We start from the raw sequence: 22822 nt of genomic DNA on the forward strand, positions 1-22822 counted from the left end.
TGATGTATAATATTAATGACTATAATGTTTAGGGGATATTCATGTTATTTAAACGTTTGAATGGAAAAGTTAGGGAGCTGGATCGAACGACTCGTTTCAAGTTAATCAAGTCTGGGAAGCATTGGGTTCGATCTGAAAATTCTACCTTAGGTTTATTTAAAATTGTTCGTGGAGAAGTGAAAACAACAGTCGGAACGAAGTCAGATAAGGAGCGGTATGGGATCCGTTCTACAAGTCAATTCGTACTGAAAGGCTTACTGGCGACGGGAGCAACTGTTGGTGCCACCGCCATTATCAATACGGCTTATGCGGATGAAGCAGGTGTTGATGTGGCTACAACTTCTGAATTACAGAAAGAAACCTTAGCAGAAGCGAATAGCTTGGTGATTGGTTCTGTATCTGATGCTAGATCAATGTCAGAAGAAAGTCTAGAATCGACAAGTTCTTCTGCCTCTTTAGGCGAGCAAACATCTGAGAGTCTTTCTGTGTCTCAGAGTGAATCTACTTCAGAAACATTGACGACATCAGAGTCAAACGAGGAAACGACCGAAACGGTTCTAGGAGCAACGGATAAGGCTATCCTGGAACAGAATATGTCAGAGGCTACCTTATTGACCCAGATGGCTGAAAATCATGCCTCAAACCTTGCAGATGCGGACCAGAAAACAGCTCTCTCAGTTGCGATTGCTAAGGTACAAACAGAATTGTCAACTGGTACTCAGTTGCTTCATGAACATGTGGCGATGCAAGCCTATGTGGATCAACGTCAACGGTTAAATAAGTCTGTTGATGAAATGATGCTTGTACTGAAAGCGACAGGTTTTGTGGGGAATAGCAGTGTAAACGGCAAACCTGCTATTGCAGCTCAGTTGGCACCGATTTATGAAATCGTAACAGACTCTAAAGAGTTGTCCAATATCACTCCTAATTTGGATGATCGAAACGGAGCTAACATCGAAGATGTTGCTTTGAAATATGAAGACATAGAAAAGGATCCGAATTTAGATAAATCGGTAACACATCTTGATCCTGAGAGTCTCAAATCTCTTTCTGAAAATCATGATGTGACGCGCTATACCTTTGCTATTTGGGATTTCGTTAATCGAGTGAAGCCGGATCCTCTGGATTATTATGCAACCTTGTCCGTCGATCGTAGCTCGATTGGTTCAACTACTCCTAAAGGTGTTGACGTATACTTCCGCTTGGTTAAAAAGTCTAGTGGTACGGAGGTTTATGCTCAAACAGTTAAAGCAAATAGTGTAGTTGAATTTGATTTACCAAAGGAATTAGTTGGTTCAGATACAAACCGCCAATACAGGGTCTTTTACTCAATTTATGATGATGGGAAACCTGGAGTTATACGGATGCAAAGTGTAAGTTACCAGACTCCTAAATTTATGATTCAACAGCTTTATGATGTGCTAGAACCTAAAAATGTAGGTCTTTATGCACCATCGACAGTAGCATCCATTGTTCCATCACGAAGTGCTGAACATGTCACCTATTATAAGCTCATTGACGACAAAGGACAATTCTCGCGAGGAGCTTATGTTCCAACTGGCAGGGAAACTGTTTTGGCCTCTTATGCCCAGGTTGGTATTGAAGGTCAGGAGTACACAGCTTCAGCTGCTCGACAATTGGATGGTTTTGTTCAAGTTCCACTAGTAGACTATCATCAGAATAAAATGTCTGGCGTCTTTGATCTTAGGAAGGTTGGAGAACAGAATGTAGATACTTATTGGGGAGGGGCAAGAGACCATTATATTAAACTTGTCCGTGAAGTGACGAGTCCAAATGGCGATTTCACCTTAAAATACTATGTCTTGGATCCTTCCAAACAGAGAAATTACCGGAAAGGTGATAACGGTACAGTATTTGACCTTGCAAATTATACCTTAGTCTACGAAAAGGCCTTTAGAAATGATCATTGGAATGAAACCTTTGAAAATCTTGAGACGCGAGAGGTAAAAAGCAAGAAAGAGGATTATTCTCTTACAGTCACTCCCGATTTTTCAGATGGAAAAAACTTTAAGTTAAAAATCTCAGGTTGGTTCTCCTTGACAGAGAAGGAGAGCTATACGGATGAAAAAACGGGTAAGAAATATTCTTTCCGTAAACCCTATACTTCCGCTCCAGAAAATCAAGCACAGCATAGCGGTAACCATATTGTGGGTGATGATGCATCCCTTCAAGGTGCTGACGGATTTTCTAAGTTTTATCATACGGTTTCGACCAGGGTTAGCTACTGGCCATTGAAGAGTGTGAATTACTATTACCGAAGAATGACTCCTTCTGAATTGAGTTCTCAATCATTCATTTATTCAGCTTCTCATTCGATGTCAACACAAGATAGTCTTTCATACTCAGAAAGCAACTCGCAAGTAGTTGCTTCAGAATCTCAATCTCTGTCTGTAGCTGTTTCTCTGTGGGATAGTCGATCAACGTCCTTATCTGAGTCGGTGTCAAGTAGTGACTCGGTATCAGATAGTTTTTCTATTTCACAGGAACTCGAATCTCAATCGTTATCTTCTTCTCAGTCTAATTTGCAGAATGATTCAGAGGTCTCAGCCTCAGCGTCGGTAAGCAGCTCTTTGTCAGCTTCAGAGAAGTTATCATCTGAGTCAGTGAGTAGCTCCTTGTCTGTATCGGAGTCGATTTCTTCCGCTTCGACAAGCGTATCGTTATCAGCATCTGAAGTAGCCGTTTCAGAATCGTTAAGTGGTTCTCTGTCAACTTCAGAGAAATCCGCTTCTGAGTCATTGAGTGGCTCCTTGTCTGTATCAGAGTCAATTGTTTCCACTTCAGCAAGTAGCTCGTTGTCGGCTTCAGAGGCGTCTGCTTCAGAATCAGCTTCAGAGGTATCCGTTTCAGCCTCAACAAGTAGCTCTCTATCTGCTTCGGAGAAATCCGCTTCTGAATCATTAAGTGGTTCCCTGTCTGTATCAGAGTCGGTTGCATCGGCATCGACAAGTGCTTCAGTATCAGCTTCAGAGAAGTCATCTTCTGAATCCTTGAGCGGCTCCTTGTCTGTATCGGAATCTGCAAGTGCATCGGTATCAGCCTCAACAAGTAGTTCTTTATCTGCTTCAGAGAAGTCATCATCCGAATCCTTGAGCGGCTCCTTATCTGTATCAGAGTCGATTGTTTCTACTTCAGCAAGTAGTTCGTTGTCAGCTTCAGAGAAGTTAGCTTCTGAATCCTTAAGTGGCTCCTTGTCTGTATCAGAGTCAATTGCATCAACGTCAGCAAGTACTTCAGTATCAGCTTCAGAGGTAGCCGTTTCAGCATCAACAAGTAGCTCTCTATCTGCTTCGGAGAAATTTGCTTCTGAATCCTTAAGTGGTTCCCTGTCTGTATCAGAGTCGATTTCTTCCGCTTCGACAAGCGCATCGTTATCAGCCTCAGAAGTAACCGTTTCGGCTTCAGCAAGCAGTTCATTGTCAGCTTCAGAGAAATCCGTGTCTGAATCCTTAAGTGGTTCCCTGTCTGTATCAGAGTCGGTTGCATTTGCATCGACAAGTGCTTCAGTATCAGCTTCAGAGGTAGCCGTTTCAGCATCAACAAGTAGTTCTTTATCTGCTTTAGAGAAATCCGCTTCTGAATCCTTAAGTGGCTCCTTGTCTGTATCAGAGTCAATTGCATCAACGTCAGCAAGTACTTCAGTATCAGCTTCAGAGGTAGCCGTTTCAGCATCATTGAGTAGTTCTTTATCAGCTTCAGAGAAGTCAGCATCCGAATCCTTAAGTGGTTCCCTGTCTGTATCAGAGTCGATTTCTTCCGCTTCGACAAGCGCATCGCTATCAGCCTCAGAGGTAACCGTTTCGGCTTCAGCAAGCAGTTCATTGTCAGTTTCAGAGAAATCCGCTTCTGAATCCTTGAGTGGATCGCTATCTGTATCAGAGTCAATTGCATCAACGTCAGCAAGTACTTCAGAATCTGTAGCTCGTATGAAATCTTCTGAACTTCAATCCGCTTCAGTATCTGAGTTGATTTCGGAATCAACTAGCGTGTCAACTTCATCATCGATAAGTGCTTCAGAAGCAAGTACGTCGATTTCGGCAAGTGTATCAGAATCAGTCTTAACTTCTGAATCAGTTTCAAGTAGTGCATCAGAATCGGAATTGAATTCTAAGTCTGTTTCAATCAGTACATCTAATTCTGTCTTGAGTTCAGAATCCGTTTCAACAAGTGCATCTGAGTCAACCTCAGCCTCAGCCTCTGAGTCAGTCTCAACTAGCACTTCAGAATCTGTAGCTCGTATGAAATCTTCTGAACTTCAATCCGCTTCAGTATCTGAGTTGATTTCGGAATCAACTAGCGTGTCAACTTCATCGTCGATAAGTGCTTCAGAAGCAAGTACGTCGATTTCGGCAAGTGTATCAGAATCGGTCTTAACTTCTGAATCAGTTTCAAGTAGTGCATCAGAATCGGAATTGAATTCTAAGTCTGTTTCAATCAGTACATCTAATTCTGTCTTGAGTTCAGAATCCGTTTCAACAAGTGCATCTGAGTCAACCTCAGCCTCAGCCTCTGAGTCAGTCTCAACTAGCACTTCAGAATCTGTAGCTCGTATGAAATCTTCTGAACTTCAATCCGCTTCAGTATCTGAGTTGATTTCGGAATCAACTAGCGTGTCAACTTCATCATCGATAAGTGCTTCAGAAGCAAGTACGTCGATTTCGGCAAGTGTATCAGAATCGGTCTTAACTTCTGAATCAATCTCAAGTAAACAAGCATCTAAGTTGGCGTCCGCTTCGGTCTCTGAGTCAGTTTCAACGAGTGCTTCAAAAACTAGTACGTCAGTTTCAGCAAGCGCGTCAGAATCAGTCTTGAATTCAACATCCGTTTCAATTAATGCATCTGAATCTGCTTCTCGCAAGCAAGCCTCTGAATTGGCTTCGGCCTCAGAGTCAGTTTCAATCAGCATATCAGAATCTGTAGCTCAAATGGAATCTTCTGAACTTCAATCAGCCTCAGTGTCTGAGTTGACTTCTGAATCAATCAGCGTTTCCATTTCAACATCGACAAGTGCGTCAGCAAGCGTATTTGAATCGGTCTTGAATTCAGCATCTGTTTCAGAAAGTGCATCCGAATCTGCTGCTCGTATGGAATCTTCTGAGCTTCAGTCTGCCTCAGTGTCTGAGTTGACTTCAACATCCGTTTTCGCGTCAGCAAGCGCATTAGAATCAGTCTTGAATTCAGCGTCTGTTTCAGCAAGTGCATCCGAATCTGCTTCAACCAAACAAGCCTCTGAATTGGCATCCGTTTCAATCTCTGAGTCAGTTTCAGCAAGAGCTTCAGAATCTATTTTGAGTTCTGAGTCAGTTTCAATCAGTGTATCTGAGTCTGCTTCAAGCAAGCAAGTATCTGAGTTAGAGTCAACATCAACATCTGATTCAGTGTTAACTAGTGAGTCTGTATCAGTAAGTAGTTCAGAGTCTGTTTTGAATTCAGCATCTGTTTCAGCCAGCGCATCAGAATCAGTCTTGAATTCCGAGTCTGTTTCAGCAAGCCCATCCGAATCTGCTTCTCGCAAGCAAGCCTCTGAGTTAGAGTCGACATCAACATCTGATTCAGTGTTAACTAGTGAGTTTCTATCAGTAAGTAGTTCAAAATCAGTCTTGAATTCAGCGTCTGTTTCAGCAAGCCCATCCGAATCTGCTTCAAACAAACAAACCTCTGAATTGGCTTCAGCATCGCATCAAACGAGTGCTTCTGATCAGTCTTCGACTTCTACAGATAGATCGACTTCGTCTACTCATTCTATGTCACAGGCATCAAATTGGTCATCCGCTTCTGCCTTGGCTTCAAATACGGTAAACGAATCGACAGTGGTGTACGGGTCTGCTTCGGCGAGTCTTCAGGAGCCGGCGAGCACACTTGTTTCATTAAAAGCAAGCCAGCTCTCCTCAGAATCGACTTCTCTTTCAACGAGTCGTTCTACCTCTAGCTCGACAAGTCAATCCCATTCACAAAGTCAAGTGACTCCTCAGATGAGCTCTTCTGGCGAGAAATCGGCTGCTTCTGTCTCTGAAGCAAAATCGACGTCGGACTCTCTAGGAGTGACGTCACGTGAGCTGTTCATCACGCTTGTAGTAGCTTTCTTTGCAGGCTTAGCCTCATTTTTCCATCGTAAAAAGTAAATACAATCATCTTTCTTAAATTGAAAATTTGCTTCTTTCGATTCTTCTGATATACCGGCAGATCCATGAGAGGATTTGTCGGTTTTCTTTGAGACTGTCGGGTGAAAAGCTTAGTGAAATATGGTATAATGAATGGAGAAAAGCTAGATGAATAGTGGTTCTTCAGATCATCTTCTGAAGAACTTTTTTTCTCTTATAGATCAGAGATCGTTTAGGTGAAATGGTCAAATTTGATGAGAGGACTTCGTTAGGATAAGCATTCGAAAGAAGGGGGAGTAGAAGAGCAGGATATGATGAAACAATCTGGAGTTAGGAAACGATTATTTTGGACAATCCTATTCGTTTTTGTTTATGTTTTAGGAAGTAAAATTACCTTGCCCTTTGTAGACCTAGCGAAGGTTCTAAATGTGAATGAAGGTGCTGCAAGGGGTCTGGAGTTGACGAGTGCTATCATGGGTGGGAACCTTCGTGGCATGTCCATCTTCGCTCTTGGACTTTCTCCCTGGATGTCTTCCATGATTTTGTGGCGGTTGTTTACGGTATCTAAACGTCATAACCTGGAGAGGACCAGTTCGGACCTTGTGGAGCGACGAAAGATGTACCTGACACTTGCTCTGGCTCTTGTTCAATCTCTGGCCATCTCTCTTTATCTCCCCTTACAAACAGATCTGAGCCCCCTTCTAGTTGTCTCGCTCAATGCCTTGATAATGATTGCAGGAACCTTTTTCTTGGTCTGGTTAGCTGATTTAAATTCGGCCCTAGGCTTGGGGAATTCTATTGTCATCATGATGGCGGGGATGCTCCTGTACTTGCCAGAAGATGTCCTTGGAACCTTGTCAAAGAGTGGGGGTTCAGCATACAGCCTCCTGTTTCTAGTGCCCCTTTTATTAACATTTATTTTCATGGTCGTATGCATCGAGTATGCTCGCTATCGGATCCCTGTGAATAAGCTGGGGATTCATAATAGTTTGAAACCTCACACATTTTTAGAGGTCAAGCTCAATCCAGCTGGGGGCATGCCCTTTATGTATGCCATGACCTTGGTTTCTATCCCGCAGTATATCTTTTTGCTGGTTCAAGCTATCAATCCCCGTGCTTCATGGGCTGCCAGTATCGCAAAGGAGTTGGTAATAGGAGCGCCAGCTTGGATCCTGCTCTACGGTCTGATGATAGCAATTTTGTCCTTTGCTTTTGCCTTTGTGACGGTCAATGGGGAAGAAATTGCGGACAAGATGATGAAAAACTCAGAGTATATTGATTTCGTTTATCCTGGTGAAGAGACACGTCGGTACATCAATCGAATTGTCTTTCGATTAACAGTTTTTGGGACACTTTATTTAATTCTGTTTACAGCATTGCCTTTCCTTCTCCTGCTCTGGGATAGAGGACTTCTACGTTTGGCCATGATTCCAGGGAGTTTTCTCATGTTCGTGGGGATGATGTCGACCATCCGAGAGGAAGTTCGAGCCCTTCGCGTGAACCAAGGCTATACAAGATTGTTTTAGGAGTTGTTATGTATTACTTTATACCAGCCTGGTATGGCAGTGAGCGGATTTGGCACAGTAGGGTGACGCCTTGGTATTGGACGCAAGCTACGATTGAATTTGATGAGACTATTCACCAGCTTCGGGTCTTCCAGGAAGCGGGAGTGGAGCGGAAATTAGTGATTCCGCACTATTGCCCGCAATTGCGTTACGACCTCCATCGGCAAGATTTGTTAGAAACAGATTATCTGTCGATTTTTGATCACATTCAGGGGATTTCCCCTCATCAAGAGATGCTTCCGATTCAGGTCGAGGATTTGGGATGGCCTGCTCACACAAGCTTTACTTATACGCCTTTTCAAATAGTGGCGTTCTGTCGCGGTCAGGAGATTGCTAGTATCGATCTGGGGGTAGACGGGAATATCCTCTCAGTGAGACAGGTAAAGGATAAGGAAACGGTTTATGTGCAGTGTCTGGATGATCGAGGCTTTATTTCCAGTCTTATTTACTACAAAGAGGGACGTCCCTATTTCCAAGACTATCTAACCCCCGAAGGAGACTGGGTCTTGAGAGAGTTGTTAACAGATGCTAGCCACATGGTCTTTGTCAATGAAGCTTTTCAGAAGCAGTTCAAACGAGAAACCTATCCGGACATGGGAGAAGTGGTTGCTGAAAAAATGAAAGCCAACCTAGGAGACCTGGTTCCGGATCAAGATCGTCTGGTGATCGCGGCCCATCCAGCCAATCTACCCTTTGTCCAACAAGTGGGACTAGGTGTTTCAAAGGTTCTTTCTTTTTATGGGCAACGCCAGCCGTTATCTCAAGAAGATTCGTCGCTTCATTTTTCTTTAAAAGAGGTTAACTTGGTGATAACAGATAGTGAAAAAACGAAACAGGACTTGCTTGGTCTTGCTCCAAGTCTTGCTTCTAAGATCCATCGCCTGACGTCCTTTGATTCACGGCTGAGATTGGGAAGCAGTCAGGAGAGGAAAGAGTCGAAAATCTTTTTCCACCTGGATGAAAAGGACCTCCCCTCTCAATCCGTTTTACAGAAAATGTTTGAAATCTTAGCGAAAAATCCCTTATTTGAGGTCGTTTTCTCGATTTACAATGCTTCTGATGAAGCCGTAGCGGCACTAGATCATCAGTTAGAAGACTTGGCTAGCAAGATGGGGATAGCTTCTCTAGGCGTTCAGGTTGATTCTCGAGAACTGGGAGAAAACCACCTCCTCGAAGATGCCTCTCTCTTTGAAAAGAAGCTAGATCGTTATAAGGTTCGAAATTTCTTTAACGAGAATGATATCATCAAAGAATTAGAACAGACTCGCTTAATAGTAGACGTAAGTGAGGAACCAGATCTGTATACACAAATTGCAGGCATTTCGGCAGGAATTCCTCAGATCAATCGTACCCATACGGAGTATGTAGATCATTTAAAAAATGGATATGTCTTGGGTGAGATGGAGGAAGAGCTAGAAAAAGCGATAGACTATTTCCTTAGAGATCTGAAACCGTGGAATGAAGCGCTGATTTATTCTGTCGAAAAGATCCAAGAATACACAGGCCAGCGCTTGATCGCCAAATGGGAAGGATGGATGAAAGACTAGGATGGACAGGAAGTTGGAAACAGGCCATATTCTTCAAATTGGACCTATAAATTGGCAGGAAGAAGTGACAATTCCAGAAGGTCTGAACTGGCATTATTTTTCTATCCAACCCCCTCTACAGATAGAGGACTATATGACAGAGCAAGGTATCAAGCAGTTTCAGGCCTTGGTGCTGGATCATCCTGAGAGGTTATTGAGCTTCAAAGAGGAGCTGGGTCTCTTTCAGCCCTACACTGTATTTTATGATGAAGTATATGATCAAGAGTCATTTACAGAAGAATTGGATTATTTGATGCAACTGGTTCAGGCTAAGGCTTGGGATTTTTCCGATAAGGCTCCCTTTCTCTATCAACTCCATCGTTTCCTTTATGACGGCCAGTATGGGGATGCCTTTAGTGTCAGAGAGTTACGAGTTAGAGCTGACTTTGCAGGCAGTCAAACGGTCAGAGGGAAACACTTTTTGGAGTTAGAGGGTTCATATGGAGAAGAATATACCCCCATCGCCCAGTGGATCAACACCTATTCGTATGATGGGGTCATTCCTAGGGATCTATGGCTAGAGTACGAGAAAACGCCGGACTGCCAGATCCAGTTGCGGGTCCAATTTTTCCAGAGTGGGACCTTGGGATCTTTAGCGAAGGAGCTTGTCTATTCAGAAGCAGACTTGGAAAGGCCGGTTCTGATTGATGAGCCTGATCGTTATTACCTATCCTTTTCACTAGAAGCGAAGGGCCAAGGGCGACTCATGATCGGTGCTTTGCACAAGCGCTTCTCTCATGGTCCTTTTGGAGAAATTGCTCTTGGTTCACAGACTCTCAGAGACAGCAAGCGTCAGGAAATTTTTGCTTATTTCCATCCAGGAGACCTGAAGCCACCACTGAATGTCTATTTCTCCGGTTATCGTCCTGCAGAGGGCTTTGAAGGCTTTGCCATGATGAAAAATATGGGAGCGCCCTTTATTCTCTTTTCGGATCCACGTCTAGAGGGGGGATGCTTCTATCTAGGCTCTCCAGAGTTGGAAAAGAAGATTCAGGATTTTATCGATCACCATCTTCAATCCTTAGGATTTGGTCCCAAAGAATTGAACTTTTCAGGTCTATCGATGGGCACTTATGGAGCTCTCTACTATGGAGCCTCTTACTCACCTCATGCGATCTTGGTTGGGAAACCGATTGTCAACCTTGGGGATGTAGCTGCCAATCTGAAGTTTAAACGGCCAGATGAATTTGGAACCTCGCTCGATATGATGCAATTGCTTCTTGGTCGAGTGTCAAGTGAAGGCATAGAGGCCTTGAACAAGCGTTTTTGGGATCGATTCCATCAGGCAGAGTTAAAGGATACCCTCTTAGCCTTGGCTTATATGAGAGACGATGATTACGACCATAAGGCTTATTCGGATATTTTAGAAGCTCTTTATCACCAGCCTATTCGGATCATTAGTTCAAGTCGCCCGGGTCGCCACAATGATGCAACGGAGTCTATCATTGAGTGGTTCTTGACCCAATACAAAGAAATCATGGAAAGAGATTTTGGAAGAAGTGGATGATTAGGATGAGAAAGCAAAAAGATCGTCACCTTTATTGGGGGCCGATCTCTTCAGTTGATTATTTATGGGGGTCTGTGATAGAAAGATTAGCAGAAGATCAGATTCGATTTACGAATCCTTTGATGCCTTCTGGTCAAGTCTTAAAAAGTTGGAAATCCCTCACAAGCTATGGGGAGGATCGGATGGCACCCAGTCTGCCACTTTTACAGAGAGGCCAGACCTATGTAGTTGAAGTTCAGATGACTTCTAGGCCTGCTCATACGGTTATGCTAGAAGTTGTTTGCCAGGATCGTTTTGGCAAGATAGTGGACCGGCAGGTCAGTACAGAAGGGCAAGTTAAGTTGGTGTATCCAGAGCAAGCTTATTCTTACCAAGTGCGTCTCCTCAGTGCAGGGATGCAAGAGTTTACCTTTCGCTATTTCACAATTTCACCGATTTCGTCTGAACAATGAGTTATTCTGATATAGATCAAGCAGATGGATAGTAAATGAGGACCCAGTGGATTCTATAAAATTGAAAAAAATAAAAAAGATCTTAAATGAGGTGAATAGCTGGAAAGATCGGATGTCCCAGTTGACAGACCAGCAGTTACAAGAAAAGACAGAGGAATTCCGCCGTCGTTTCCGACAAGGAGAGTCACTAGACGATTTGCTAGCAGAAGCTTATGCAGTCGTGAGAGAAGTCTCTCAGAGAGTCTTGGGGATGTTTCCTTACGATGTTCAAGTCATGGGAGCGATCGTTCTTCACCAAGGAAATATTGCAGAGATGGAAACCGGGGAAGGAAAGACCCTAACGGCAACCATGCCCGCCTACCTGAATGCAATAGAAGGGAAGGGGGTTATGGTGATTACCCCCAATACTTACCTGGCAACTCGTGATGCGGAAGAAATGGGTAAGATTTATCGTTTTCTAGGTTTGACAGTTGGAGTTCCACTTCAAGATACTGAGGGCGAACTCTCCCCAGCTAAGAAGCGGTCGCTCTATCAATCTGACATTGTTTATACCACCAATAGCAGCTTGGGCTTTGATTATCTTTCAGAAAATTTAACCGCCTCTGTTGATGGCCAATTCCTGGCAAATTTAAACTATGCGATTGTAGATGAAATCGATTCTATCTTATTGGATAGTGCTCAGACACCCTTAGTGATTTCGGGCTCTCCTCGCGTGCAGTCCAATCTATATGGGATTGTAGACACCTTGATCCGAACCTTCAAAGAAGGAGAAGAATACAAGGCCGATGGGGACAAGAAACAGGTGTGGTTGACCCCAAAAGGTGTAAAAGCAGCCGAGGCTTTTCTATCCCTGAAGCATTTGTATGATCCTGAGCACCGTGATCTTGTCCGCCATATTAGTCTGGCTTTACAAGCACATCAACACTATAAAAGGGACAAGGACTATGTCGTCCGTTCGAATAAAAAAGGAGAACAGGAGCTTGTCCTTTTGGATCAAGCAACAGGGCGTCTTATGGAATTGACTCGTCTTCAAGGGGGACTTCATCAGGCTCTTGAAGCCAAGGAAGGACTTTCCTTGACACCAGAGACACGGGCCATGGCTTCGATTACTTACCAAAATTTATTCAAGATGTTTCAAAAACTTGGCGGTATGACGGGAACCGGGAAGGTTGCAGAAGCTGAATTTTTGGAGACCTATGCCATGTCAGTGATTCAGATCCCAACCAATCGAAAACGGATTAGGCAGGATCTTCCAGATGAGATCTACCAGACCTTGCCAGAAAAAGTCTATGCTTCTATGGCCTACATCAAAGAAGTCCATGCAAAGGGAAACCCGATTTTGATCTTTGCCGGCTCGGTTGAGATGTCTGTCTTGTATTCAAACCTTCTCCTTCGTGAAGGAATTCCCCATAATCTGTTGAATGCCAATAAGGCTTCTCGTGAAGCACAGATCATTGCTGAATCTGGGCAAAAAGGTGCAGTGACCGTTGCGACCTCGATGGCAGGTCGGGGGACAGATATCAAATTAGGGCAGGGTGTAGCTGCCTTAGGTGGTTTGGTTGTCGTCGGGACGGAGCGGATGATGAATCGCCGGATAGATCTCCAGATTCGAGGACGATCAGGACGTCAAGGAGATCCTGGAAAAACCAAGTTTTTTGTCTCTCTGGAGGATGATTTAATCAAACACTGGGGGCCAAACTGGATCCAAGATAGGTATCAAGATTACGACGTAGAGGATCGACTTCGAAAAGCCAAACCTCTAACCCGGAGGAAATACCAACGCATCGTCGCTCAAGCTCAGGATGCGAGTGAAAGTGCTGCGCAAGCTAGTCGTCGCTTGACCTTGGAGTTCGCAGAGAGTATGAACATTCAACGCGATTTGGTTTATAAGGAACGGGATCGGTTGATCAGGCTGGACAGACGTTTGGATGGACTGATCGAGAAAATTGCTCGGGAAGTGTTTGCCCAAGTGGCTAAAAATAAAAAGTATCAAGACCCGATTGCCTTCTATCACTATATTTTAGATCATATCAGTTATCAGGTTAATCCTGGTCAGATCCATCAAGCCTTTCCTTCCAAGCAGGCAAAAGAGGATTTCCTCTGGGAGCTAGCTCGCTCGGAGTTGCTTGCTAAATATCAAAGGCTGGAATCCGATGAGGTAATTGCTCAGTTTCAACGGATGGTGCTCTTAAAAGCTATTGACGAAAATTGGGTGGAACAAGTGGATTATTTGCAACAATTACGTGTGGCCTTGTCTGGTCAGTACGCCAGTCAAAAGAATCCATTGGTCGAATTTTACCAAGAAGCCTCTTTATCTTTTGATCGGATGAAGGCTTTGGCAAAAGAGCAGATGGTTCGCAATCTCTTACTCAGTCGAGTAGAAATCAATACAAAAGGGGAAATTGTCCTGTATTTCCCATAAAAGAGGATTTATGACAGTATACAATATCAATCTTGGGATTGGATGGGCCAGTAGTGGCGTCGAGTATGCACAAGCCTATCGGGCCAAGTTGCTAAGACAGATCCAAGAACCTGCAAAATTTATTTTTATGGATATGATATTAGCAGACAATATTCAACACTTAACAGAGAATATTGGATTTAAAGACCATGAAATCATATGGATCTACACCCATTTTACGGATATCAAAATTGCGCCAACCACTTATACGGTGGATCAAGTCCTGGCTAGGTTCGCTGGGAAGCCAACGCGAGAAGAGACCACAGGGAAGGTGAAGCGCTATTTCTATGAAGACCAAGACAGTTTTTTGACCTGCTATCTTCGGGACGAAAAGAGTCCCTATGTAGAGCGCTGTGAGTATGTTTCCAGAGGGATTCTAGTCAGAAAAGACTACTTTTCCTATACTCGCTACTGTACAGAGTACTTTATCCCTAAAAATAATCAAGCCAACTTGATTGAACGACGTTTCTACAATGAAGATGGAAGTGTGGCCTATCGGATGCAGTTGGCAGATGGTCAGGAGATTTACCGTTTTCCAGATCGTTATCTCCTGGGTCGGCAGGAATTGATCCGCTACTTTATGCAAAGTCTCAACTTGACCAAACAAGATCTGGTGATTTTGGATCGGGAGACTGACATCGGCCAACCTATTTTTGAAGAGGCCCAAAAAGCTCGTCTAGGAGTCGTGGTCCATGCGGAGCACTATAGTGTCAATCATACCGATGATCAATATATTTTGTGGAACAATTATTACGATTACCAATTTACCAATGCGGACAAGGTGGACTTCTTTATTGTCGCAACCGATCGGCAAAAGGATGTTTTAGCAGCGCAGTTCGCCAAATATACCCCTCATGCTCCTGTTATTTACACCATTCCGGTAGGAAGTCTCGCCAGTCTACCGCAAAACGACTCTCGTAAACCTTTTTCTCTGATGACTGCTTCGCGTCTGGCGACAGAAAAACACATCGACTGGTTAGTTCGAGCAGTTGTCGAAGCAAAAAAAGAGCTACCGTCCCTTTCTTTTGATATTTATGGAAAAGGCGGAGAGGAAGGTAAGTTGCAATCACTGATTGAAGAGTTAGGAGCGACGGACTATATCCAGCTCAAAGGCCATATGGACTTGACCGATATTTACAAAGATTATGAAGTCTACCTTTCGGCTTCTACCAGTGAAGGCTTTGGCCTGACCTTGATGGAGGCCATTGGTTCTGGTCTTCCAATCATTGGCTTTGATGTGCCTTATGGCAATCAGAACTTTGTTAGAGATGGGGGAAATGGCTACCTGCTTCCGACTGAACCAGACCAGGTTGTGGACAGGATAGCGAGGTCCTTTGCTGAAATGATCTGCTTGCTATACCAGAGCCAAAAGATGACATCCATGCGTCAAGCATCTTATGCGCGTGCAGAAGATTTTCTAACCAGTAAGGTTGAAAAAGCTTGGTCTCAATTGATTGAGGAGGTGACCCATGCTGAACGTATTTGATCGGTTTTCGCGTGAAAGCCAAGATCTGCTCTATTCTTTACAAAGAGCAGGTTACACGCATCCAACGATCGTCTTGGAACCGAATGGCTTTTTACCTGATGGAGTAGAGTCGCCCTTTCTTTACTTTTTAGGTCAACCGACAGGTGAAAAACGGGGGCGTTTCTTTAACGAAATTTTAGTCCCTGATTTTTGGGAAATCACTGGTGATGCATCTGGTGGACGGATTTCCTACTACGGCCAAGAAAAAGCACGCATCTATTACCAAGATGCTACTCATAAACGAATCGTCGAACGGGTAGAGTGGTTCCATCAAGAGGGACAAGTAAGCACAGTGGATCACTATGATCAGTACGGTCGAAAAATAGCGGTGACCACTTGTGATGGCCAGGGCAATCCCTTGTTAACCACCTACTTTGAAGAAGAGATGGAACGCCTAACAGAAAATCATCAAACAGGTGATCTGATTTTGACTCTGGATCATGAGCCCATGCGGATTTTCAAAAATCGACTAGCTTTCTATGTCTTTTATGTCCAATACCGAGGATTTGCTCTAGATCAAGTGCTCTTTAATACGCTGGCTCAGTCTTTTGCTTTGAGTTTGCAACTTGGCAAAATGGAACTGGTAGGTCGGGATGTCTTGGTTTGGCAAGAGCCATTACAGGATAGTCTGCCAGGCAATATGCAACTGATCCTCAATAGTCCAGAGATACGGACGAAGAAGATTTTCATCCCTCAAAGGGAGACCTATCGCCGTGCCCTAGAGTTGGTATCACCAGAGCAAGAGGATTTTTTTGCCCCTCTTGGTTATATCTATGATTTTGCTGTCAAAGACGATATTCGCAAGGATGCTTTTGTATTAACAAATTCCGATCAGATTGAAGCCTTACCTTATTTGCTAGAGCACTTACCGGATGTGACCTTCCGAGTTGCTGCAGTGACAGAAATGTCACCGGAACTCATGTCTCTGGTCCGCTACCCCAATTTGGTCTTGTATCAGAATATTAGCCAGAAACGGATCAAGGAGCTTCTTCACCAGTCCAGTATCTATCTAGATATCAATCATTTTGGGGAGGTACAGGGCATTGTTCGTAAGGCCTTTGAGCACCAACAGCTGATCCTAGGCTTTGAGCAGACCTTACATGACCCGCCTTATCTTGCTCAAGAAAATGTCTTTAGGCAAGGAGAAAAAGACGAACTCGTGGCACGCATCAAAGAAGTTTATCAATCAATAGAGAACTACCGACACGCAGTTTCAAATCAAATTGCTCAATCTAACGCAATCGAACAGGAAGAGTTCCGTTCGAGATTCCAGGAAGGGATAGGTAATAGAGATGCCTGATCAGAAGAAGGACTTGTTCTATAAAGAAGTAGAAGGACGGATGAATGCGCTGAAGCGACGATCCGCAGAAAAAGAAAAAGCAACGCGCTCAGAAAACGTCAACCTGACTTTAAATGTCGTCATCGGCCTCGTTATCTTGTTGGGGGTGCTGCTCACCCTTTTCCGAGTGTTTGGAGGCTAAGATGGAAATGCTATTTGTGGTACTGATTTTTCTTCTATCGATTAGTCTAATCTTGTTGGTGATGTTTCAACCTCGTCAACAACAATCGCTGTCAACAGATGCGACCAGTAACTTAGGGAAGCCAAGCTATTGGCTAGCCCGTCGAGGGATCAAGCTAGCGACGCTGATTGTTAGTGTCCTCTTCTTTTTAACCTTGTTTATCTATCTGCTCCTTTCACGGGTTTAGAAGGGTAGGAAGGACCTTTTTCTTGAAGTAGCGACTTTGAATAGGAGCAGAAGTGGGATCGTCATGTCTCAATCTTTTCTTCCTGGTGATAACTATTTTTTATGGAAGGTATATGAAATATATATTTTTCAAGCTTCCATTTCTATGATAGACTAAGTGTCACCAAGAGAAAAAGAGGTACATTTATGACAACATTCCAGATTCATACAGTTGAGACAGCACCAGAAGAGGTAAAAGAGGTTCTTGAAACCGTCCAAAAAGATAATAACGGCTACATTCCGAATCTCATCGGTCTTTTAGCAAATGCACCGACAGCTTTGGAAGCTTATCGTACAGTCGGTGCGATTAACCGCCGCAACAGTTTGACACCAGTTGAACGTGAAGTGGTCCAAATCACTGCAGCGGTGACCAATGGTTGTGCCTTCTGTGTGGCAGGTCATACAGCCTTTTCGATCAAGCAAATCCAAATGAACGATGACCTTCTTCAAGCCCTTCGCAATCGTACTCCAATCGAAACTGATCCGAAGTTGGACACCTTGGCTAAATTCACCCTAGCAGTGATCAATACCAAGGGGCGCGTTGGAGATGAAGCCTTAGCTGAATTTTTGGAAGCAGGTTATAGTCACCAAAATGCTTTGGATGTGGTGCTAGGTGTGAGTCTAGCTAGCCTCTGTAACTATGCCAATAACCTAGCCAACACACCCATCAACCCAGAATTGCAACCCTACGCGTAACCAAAAAAGCTTGTGCGTGACATGATGGAGTTGAGCTTAACAATAAGGAAATGAGAAGTAGCTTTTATACCTACTTCTTTTTTTGATATGCTTCCTTCTCTTTTATGGTATACTGAAAGCGATAAAATGATTGGAGATCAAGATGAAAAAGATTCCTTTAGCATTTTCAGGCTGCCTGTTAGGTTTAGCAGGGGCTGGAAACCTTCTGTCTGATACCTTCCCAGTTCTGGCTCATTTCTTCAGTTTGACGGGTTTGATCCTATGGGTTTTCTTTTTATGTCACCATCTGATTTACTGGTCAGAAACCAAGATCGAACTACAAGAGCCGGCCCTTCTATCTGGGATGGCGACCTTCCCCATGGCTGGGATGATTCTATCGACTTATCTCTTACGACTCTTTCCGACATTTGGAGGACTCGCCCAGGCAGTTTGGTGGACTGCTTTCCTCTTAGATTGTGGCTTGATCTTCTACTTTACCAAGACCCATATATTGGCAAAACCGAGAGCCAATGCCACCCCTAGTTGGACCGTTCTTTATGTGGGGATTGCTGTTGCTGCCTTGACCTACCCAGTGGTAGGGGTGGTTGAGCTAGCCTATCTGACTCTCGGATTTGGCTTTGTCTTAACCTTGATTCTTTACCCACTAATCTATCAGGGGTTGAAAACCAGCCCTTTACCGAGCCACTTATTAGGGCAAGAAGGCATCTATTGTGCCCCCTTTTCTCTTCTGTTAGCGGCCCTGGTTCGTGTGGGTGGAGCCAGTCTACCTGTTTGGCTGTTATCCATCATGGTCGGACTCTCGCAAGCTTTTTATTTCTTCGTTTTAACGCGTCTGCCTAAGATGTTAAAAGAGGGCTTTCAACCAGCCTTTTCAGCCTTAACCTTCCCAACGGTCATCACAGCTACTTCCCTGAAAATGGCCCAAGGCCTATTGCACAGTTCTCTGTTAAGGCCCCTTGTCTGGTTAGAAACCATTCTGTGTCTAGCCATTCTTGTGTCTGTGCTTGTAGGCTTTGTGACTTACAGAAAAGGGGAGAACGAGTATTCCAATAGAAACTAGAGGTCAGAGACGGTTGTCTCGACCTTTTTTGGTTTACTTTCTAATTGAATCCTAGGAATGATTATGGTAAGATGCAATAAATCATTTTTAATCTCCTTCGAAAGGAATGTATGAAATTTATAAAGACAAAGGCCAAGCTCTTTTATCCACTTTTACTACTGGTTTTCTATATCTTGGTTCGGCCACAATTTCGCGAGTTGGCCCAACTAGTCAGCAACCAAGTCGGCCAAGCCCTTAGCTATTTTTGGACCCTTCTCTTTTTAGAGGCAGGTTATTTGATGCTTGTTTTTTCATTGGTAAAGAAGTATAGTCCACGTACGGTCTTTCAGTGGGCGAAGAAGAAACAATTCCTTCCCGCTATCTACGCAACTATATTCTCCAGCTGTGCCATCTACTGGCTGGACTATTTTCTCAGTGGGTTCACCAAAGGACGTCAAGCTATTTATCACTCTTTTCCGGTAACCTTGGAAGCCTTAGGCTCTCTCATCCTTTTTGTCCTAGTGGTCATCATCCGACCGATGACCGTGGAATTGATCTTTCGTGGAGCACTCGTCCAAGCCTATTTTAAAAAATGGCCCTTCTATGCAAGTGTATGGGCGCCAGCTCTTATCTATAGTGGACTTCAATTACTTCACCATCCTTTTACTGTTTTGAGTTTTTTGATCTATACCATCCCCGCCCTGATGTTTGGATTATTGAATGAAAAGACGGGCTCCTTGTATTATCCTATCCTTGCTCATATCGGGCTGAACTTCATTTATAGCTTACCCATCATCTTATCAACCATCCAGCATCTCTTCTCCTAGTCGTTGTGACGGCACTGGTGGAGGCTTCAAACCAAGGGCCAGAAGGTCGTTGGTTTTTTTTGAAATTATGGTATAATAGAATAAATTTAAAAGAGGGAGTGGGAGTTTGAGAAAAAGCTATCGTGTCAAGCGAGAAAAAGATTTCAATGCCATTTTTAAAAGCGGCAAGAATTGTGCAAATAGAAAATTTGTCATCTACCGTTTGCCACAAGAGCAGCCCCATTTCCGTGTCGGCTTATCCGTGAGTAAAAAACTAGGAAATGCTGTGACACGCAACCGAATCAAGCGCTTGATTCGTCATGTTTTAATGAAGCACCAGGATCATCTTGTGGCAGATGATTTTGTTGTGATTGCTCGAAAGGGAGTTGAAGAACTGGATTTTGATCAGGTCGAAAAAAATCTAGTCCATGTATTAAAATTAGCGCAAGTCTATCGTCAGGAAAGGTAATTACGTGAAAAAGAAACTAAAAGTAGCTAGCTTACTCGGAGGGGCCCTCCTTTTATTAACAGCCTGTGGAACGTCTGAAGTGACTTCCCAATCATCAGGAGTTTGGGAAAAATTCGTTTACTTCTTTGCAGAAGTCATTCGTTTCCTTTCTATTGGGGGAAACATCGGAGTCGGGATTATCCTCTTCACTCTCTTGATTCGGACCATTCTCTTGCCAGTTTTCCAATACCAAATGACCTCCTCGCGCAAAATGCAGGAGATTCAGCCACTTGTAAAAGAAATCCAGGCCAAGTATCCTGGGAAGGATTTGGAAAGCCGCACTCGCATGTCAGAAGAAATGCGGGCCCTCTACAAAGAAAAAGGTGTCAAGACTTCCTCTGCCTTCTTGCCATTGCTTGTACAAATGCCAGTCTTGATGGCCTTGTTCCAAGCCTTGAGTCGGGTAGAATTCCTAAAAGTCGGTCATTTTCTTTGGTTGGATATGAGCGCAACAGACCCAACCTTTATTTTGCCAGTTTTGGCAGCCGTCTTCACCTTCTTTAGCACCTGGTTGAGCAACAAAGCCATGCCAGAAAAAAATGGTGGAATGACAGCCATGATGTATGCGATGCCCGTGATGATTTTCTTCTTCGCTATGTACTCAGCCAGCGGGGTTGCTCTCTACTGGGTAGTTTCCAATGCTTACCAAGTTGGGCAAACTTACCTATTGAACAATCCATTTAAGATTATTGCGGCGCGTGAAGCAGAGCAACAGGCAATCAAAGATCTAGAAAAACAAAAACGACGTGCATTTAACAAAGCACAGAAAAAGAAAAACTAAGAAGGAGTTTGACAGATGGTCCAATATACAGGAGTCAATGTTGAAGAAGCCATTCAAAATGGTTTGAAAGAATTAGATATCCCGCGCATGAAAGCACATATTACTGTCGTTTCTCGTGAAAAGAAAGGGTTCCTCGGTCTCTTTGGTAAGAAGCCAGCTGTGGTAGACATCGAACCAATTGCAGAAACTACAGTGACAAAAGCCAATCAACAAGCTGTTAAGGGAGTTCCTGAGGAAATTAATGCTCAAAACGAACCTGTCAAGAGTGTCAGTGAAGAGACTGTTGATTTGGGGCGTGTGGTAGCAGCGATTAAGAAAGTTGAAGAAGAAGGCCAAGAAGTTTCTGAAGAAGTGAAGGCTGAGATTCTCAAACATGAGAAGGCTCCTGAAACCATTCTTGAAGAACAAGGTCATGGAGAGATTCTCGATTCAAGTCTTAACGAAGCTGAGTCACGCCAAACGTCTGATTTTGCTGGCTTGGGCATTGAAGTAGAAGAAAGCTATGACATTGAAAAGGTTGTCTCTGATGTCACTTCCTATGTTCAAACTGTTATTGATGAAATGGATGTCGAAGCTAGCATCTCAAGCAGCTACAATCGTCGCACTATCAATATGCAGATTGATACCAATGAGCCAGGTCGTGTCATTGGCTACCACGGGAAAGTTCTCAAGGCCCTTCAATTGTTGGCACAGAACTACCTTTACAATCAGTATTCTAAGAATTTCTACATTGCGATCAACGTTAATGATTATGTTGAACACCGTGCAGAAGTCCTTCAAAGCTATGCGCAAAAATTGGCAAGTCGTGCTCTAGAAGAAGGTCGAGCGCAACATACAGATCCAATGTCTAATAGTGAACGCAAGATCATCCACCGCATCGTATCGAAAATGGATGGAGTCACCAGCTATTCTGAAGGAGAAGAACCAAATCGTTACGTTGTCGTCGATATTGAAGGTTAATCTGCCGTCTAAAAAGGAAAATTTCAAAAGGGAGAGAGGGGTGTAAGCTTGCTCTCTCCTTTTCTATTTGGGAAAGGAAGACCAAAATGTATAGTAAGATGAGAGACTTTTTGAATTGTCAGGGGATCAAGTACCTAGCCCCTGCTAAAGCTGGTGAGGATGCAGAGCGAATGGTAGAGTATCGCGAGTTAGGGCAAGAAGCTCGGCAGGAATTCACCCACTTGGTCAGCGATTTTCAGAAGCACTTTCCGAATTTAAAACAAGATCGGACCAGTCAGTGGATGAATCAAGCTCAAATTCTTCGCCCTCATTTTTGGGCTTATCTCCAAGGAGAGGGAGAGATCCAGGATCCGATGTTTGCCTTGCGACTTTATGGAGATGCGAAGGACTTTGGTGTGTCCCTGGAAGTAAGTTTTATCGAACGCAAGAAGAATGAGGAGAGTCTACAAAAGCAGAACCGCGTTTTAACTCTTCCGGTTTTTTCGCCAGTCTATTACTTCGCCCAAATAGAAGGTGTCAGTCAACGATTCCAAGGGACAGAAGTCAATCGCTTGAGACTTCACAAAGGTGTGGAAACTGGCCAGGTCCGAAAGGTCTTGGTAAAAGTCGATGTCAATCTATCGCAAGCGACGAGTCGAGATGCCATTCTTGAGGAATTAAAAAAAGGAATGGCTAGCTTGCTTCCCTACTATGAAGCGACTCGTCAAAGGATAGAAGGAGATGCCCAATAAAAGCGGTATCATTGAACCTGCCCCAACAAATTTTTCATAGCTATTGACAAACAGCCTTGAATCAGATAGAATAGTAAAGTATGTTTAGTAACTGATCACATTATAGCCGGCTAAACGAATACAAAATCTATGAGGAGGTATTCATCGTGAAACGTACTTATCAACCAAGTAAACTTCGTCGTGCGCGCAAACATGGTTTCCGTCACCGTATGGCAACTAAAAACGGTCGTCGCGTATTGGCAGCTCGTCGTCGTAAAGGACGCAAAGTTTTGGCTGCGTAATTCAGATAAAAAACTAAAAACCAGTAGAAACTCGAGACTACTGGTTTTTGTTTTGCC

18 protein-coding genes are annotated in these 22822 nt (G+C 43.7%); all 18 read left to right on the forward strand.

Annotated features, from left to right (window positions below; translation table 11 throughout):
- Nucleotides 1-41 precede the first annotated feature (41 nt).
- The 18 genes from ACOXXR_RS00830 (at nucleotide 42) to rpmH (ending at nucleotide 22765) form a co-directional block, all read left to right on the forward strand.
- On the forward strand, nucleotides 42-6143 hold the full coding sequence (locus ACOXXR_RS00830; protein ID WP_445278550.1) for an accessory Sec-dependent serine-rich glycoprotein adhesin: 6102 nt from the start codon (nucleotides 42-44) through the stop codon (nucleotides 6141-6143).
- Between the two features lie 290 nt (nucleotides 6144-6433).
- Nucleotides 6434-7648: an accessory Sec system protein translocase subunit SecY2 gene (gene secY2 / locus ACOXXR_RS00835; RefSeq protein ID WP_445278551.1), complete on the forward strand. Its 1215-nt coding sequence runs from the start codon at nucleotides 6434-6436 to the stop codon at nucleotides 7646-7648.
- Between the two features lie 8 nt (nucleotides 7649-7656).
- Nucleotides 7657-9234 carry an accessory Sec system protein Asp1 gene (asp1, locus tag ACOXXR_RS00840; RefSeq protein WP_445278552.1) on the forward strand — a complete coding sequence of 526 codons (1578 nt, stop codon included), beginning with the start codon at nucleotides 7657-7659 and terminating at the stop codon, nucleotides 9232-9234.
- Nucleotide 9235: 1 nt separating this feature from the next.
- Nucleotides 9236-10780, forward strand: a complete 1545-nt coding sequence (gene asp2 / locus ACOXXR_RS00845) for an accessory Sec system protein Asp2 (protein ID WP_445278553.1) — start codon at nucleotides 9236-9238, stop codon at nucleotides 10778-10780.
- A gap of 5 nt (nucleotides 10781-10785) precedes the next feature.
- Complete coding sequence (gene asp3, locus ACOXXR_RS00850) at nucleotides 10786-11232, forward strand: accessory Sec system protein Asp3 (protein ID WP_445278554.1); 447 nt, start codon at nucleotides 10786-10788, stop codon at nucleotides 11230-11232.
- A 46-nt stretch (nucleotides 11233-11278) separates the two neighbouring features.
- Entirely contained in the window at nucleotides 11279-13654 is a 2376-nt protein-coding gene (secA2, locus tag ACOXXR_RS00855) for an accessory Sec system translocase SecA2 (protein ID WP_445278555.1), read from the forward strand.
- 10 nt (nucleotides 13655-13664) lie between these two features.
- Nucleotides 13665-15179, forward strand: coding sequence for an accessory Sec system glycosyltransferase GtfA (gene gtfA, locus ACOXXR_RS00860; protein WP_445278556.1), 1515 nt, complete (start codon nucleotides 13665-13667; stop codon nucleotides 15177-15179).
- On the forward strand, nucleotides 15163-16518 hold the full coding sequence (gene gtfB / locus ACOXXR_RS00865; RefSeq protein ID WP_445278557.1) for an accessory Sec system glycosylation chaperone GtfB: 1356 nt from the start codon (nucleotides 15163-15165) through the stop codon (nucleotides 16516-16518). The genes gtfA and gtfB overlap by 17 nt, the downstream gene beginning before the upstream one ends.
- Complete coding sequence (gene asp4, locus ACOXXR_RS00870; RefSeq protein ID WP_048715685.1) at nucleotides 16511-16699, forward strand: accessory Sec system protein Asp4; 189 nt, start codon at nucleotides 16511-16513, stop codon at nucleotides 16697-16699. Before gtfB ends, asp4 begins: the two co-directional genes overlap by 8 nt.
- A 1-nt stretch (nucleotide 16700) precedes the next feature.
- A complete protein-coding gene (asp5, locus tag ACOXXR_RS00875) occupies nucleotides 16701-16925 on the forward strand; it encodes an accessory Sec system protein Asp5 (RefSeq protein ID WP_048715687.1) in 225 nt (74 codons plus the stop codon).
- A gap of 185 nt (nucleotides 16926-17110) precedes the next feature.
- Nucleotides 17111-17659 carry a carboxymuconolactone decarboxylase family protein gene (locus tag ACOXXR_RS00880; RefSeq protein WP_023024535.1) on the forward strand — a complete coding sequence of 183 codons (549 nt, stop codon included), beginning with the start codon at nucleotides 17111-17113 and terminating at the stop codon, nucleotides 17657-17659.
- A 142-nt stretch (nucleotides 17660-17801) separates the two neighbouring features.
- On the forward strand, nucleotides 17802-18719 hold the full coding sequence (locus ACOXXR_RS00885; RefSeq protein ID WP_129822515.1) for a TDT family transporter: 918 nt from the start codon (nucleotides 17802-17804) through the stop codon (nucleotides 18717-18719).
- Nucleotides 18720-18829: 110 nt separating this feature from the next.
- The gene (locus tag ACOXXR_RS00890) at nucleotides 18830-19525 is read left to right on the forward strand and encodes a CPBP family intramembrane glutamic endopeptidase (protein WP_129822514.1); all 696 of its coding nucleotides are present in this window, start codon (nucleotides 18830-18832) and stop codon (nucleotides 19523-19525) included.
- Between the two features lie 106 nt (nucleotides 19526-19631).
- Nucleotides 19632-19973 (forward strand): ribonuclease P protein component, encoded by a 342-nt coding sequence (gene rnpA / locus ACOXXR_RS00895; protein WP_048690882.1) that lies wholly within the window; start codon nucleotides 19632-19634, stop codon nucleotides 19971-19973.
- A gap of 4 nt (nucleotides 19974-19977) precedes the next feature.
- Nucleotides 19978-20793, forward strand: a complete 816-nt coding sequence (locus ACOXXR_RS00900; RefSeq protein ID WP_048715693.1) for a YidC/Oxa1 family membrane protein insertase — start codon at nucleotides 19978-19980, stop codon at nucleotides 20791-20793.
- A 15-nt stretch (nucleotides 20794-20808) separates the two neighbouring features.
- On the forward strand, nucleotides 20809-21753 hold the full coding sequence (gene jag / locus ACOXXR_RS00905) for an RNA-binding cell elongation regulator Jag/EloR (protein WP_048715695.1): 945 nt from the start codon (nucleotides 20809-20811) through the stop codon (nucleotides 21751-21753).
- An 86-nt stretch (nucleotides 21754-21839) separates the two neighbouring features.
- Nucleotides 21840-22484: an HI_0552 family protein gene (locus tag ACOXXR_RS00910; protein WP_445278558.1), complete on the forward strand. Its 645-nt coding sequence runs from the start codon at nucleotides 21840-21842 to the stop codon at nucleotides 22482-22484.
- A 146-nt stretch (nucleotides 22485-22630) separates the two neighbouring features.
- Nucleotides 22631-22765, forward strand: a complete 135-nt coding sequence (rpmH, locus tag ACOXXR_RS00915) for a 50S ribosomal protein L34 (protein WP_003003086.1) — start codon at nucleotides 22631-22633, stop codon at nucleotides 22763-22765.
- The last annotated feature ends 57 nt before the right edge of the window (nucleotides 22766-22822 follow it).

The sequence above is a fragment of the Streptococcus sp. KHUD_013 genome, assembly GCF_052588545.1.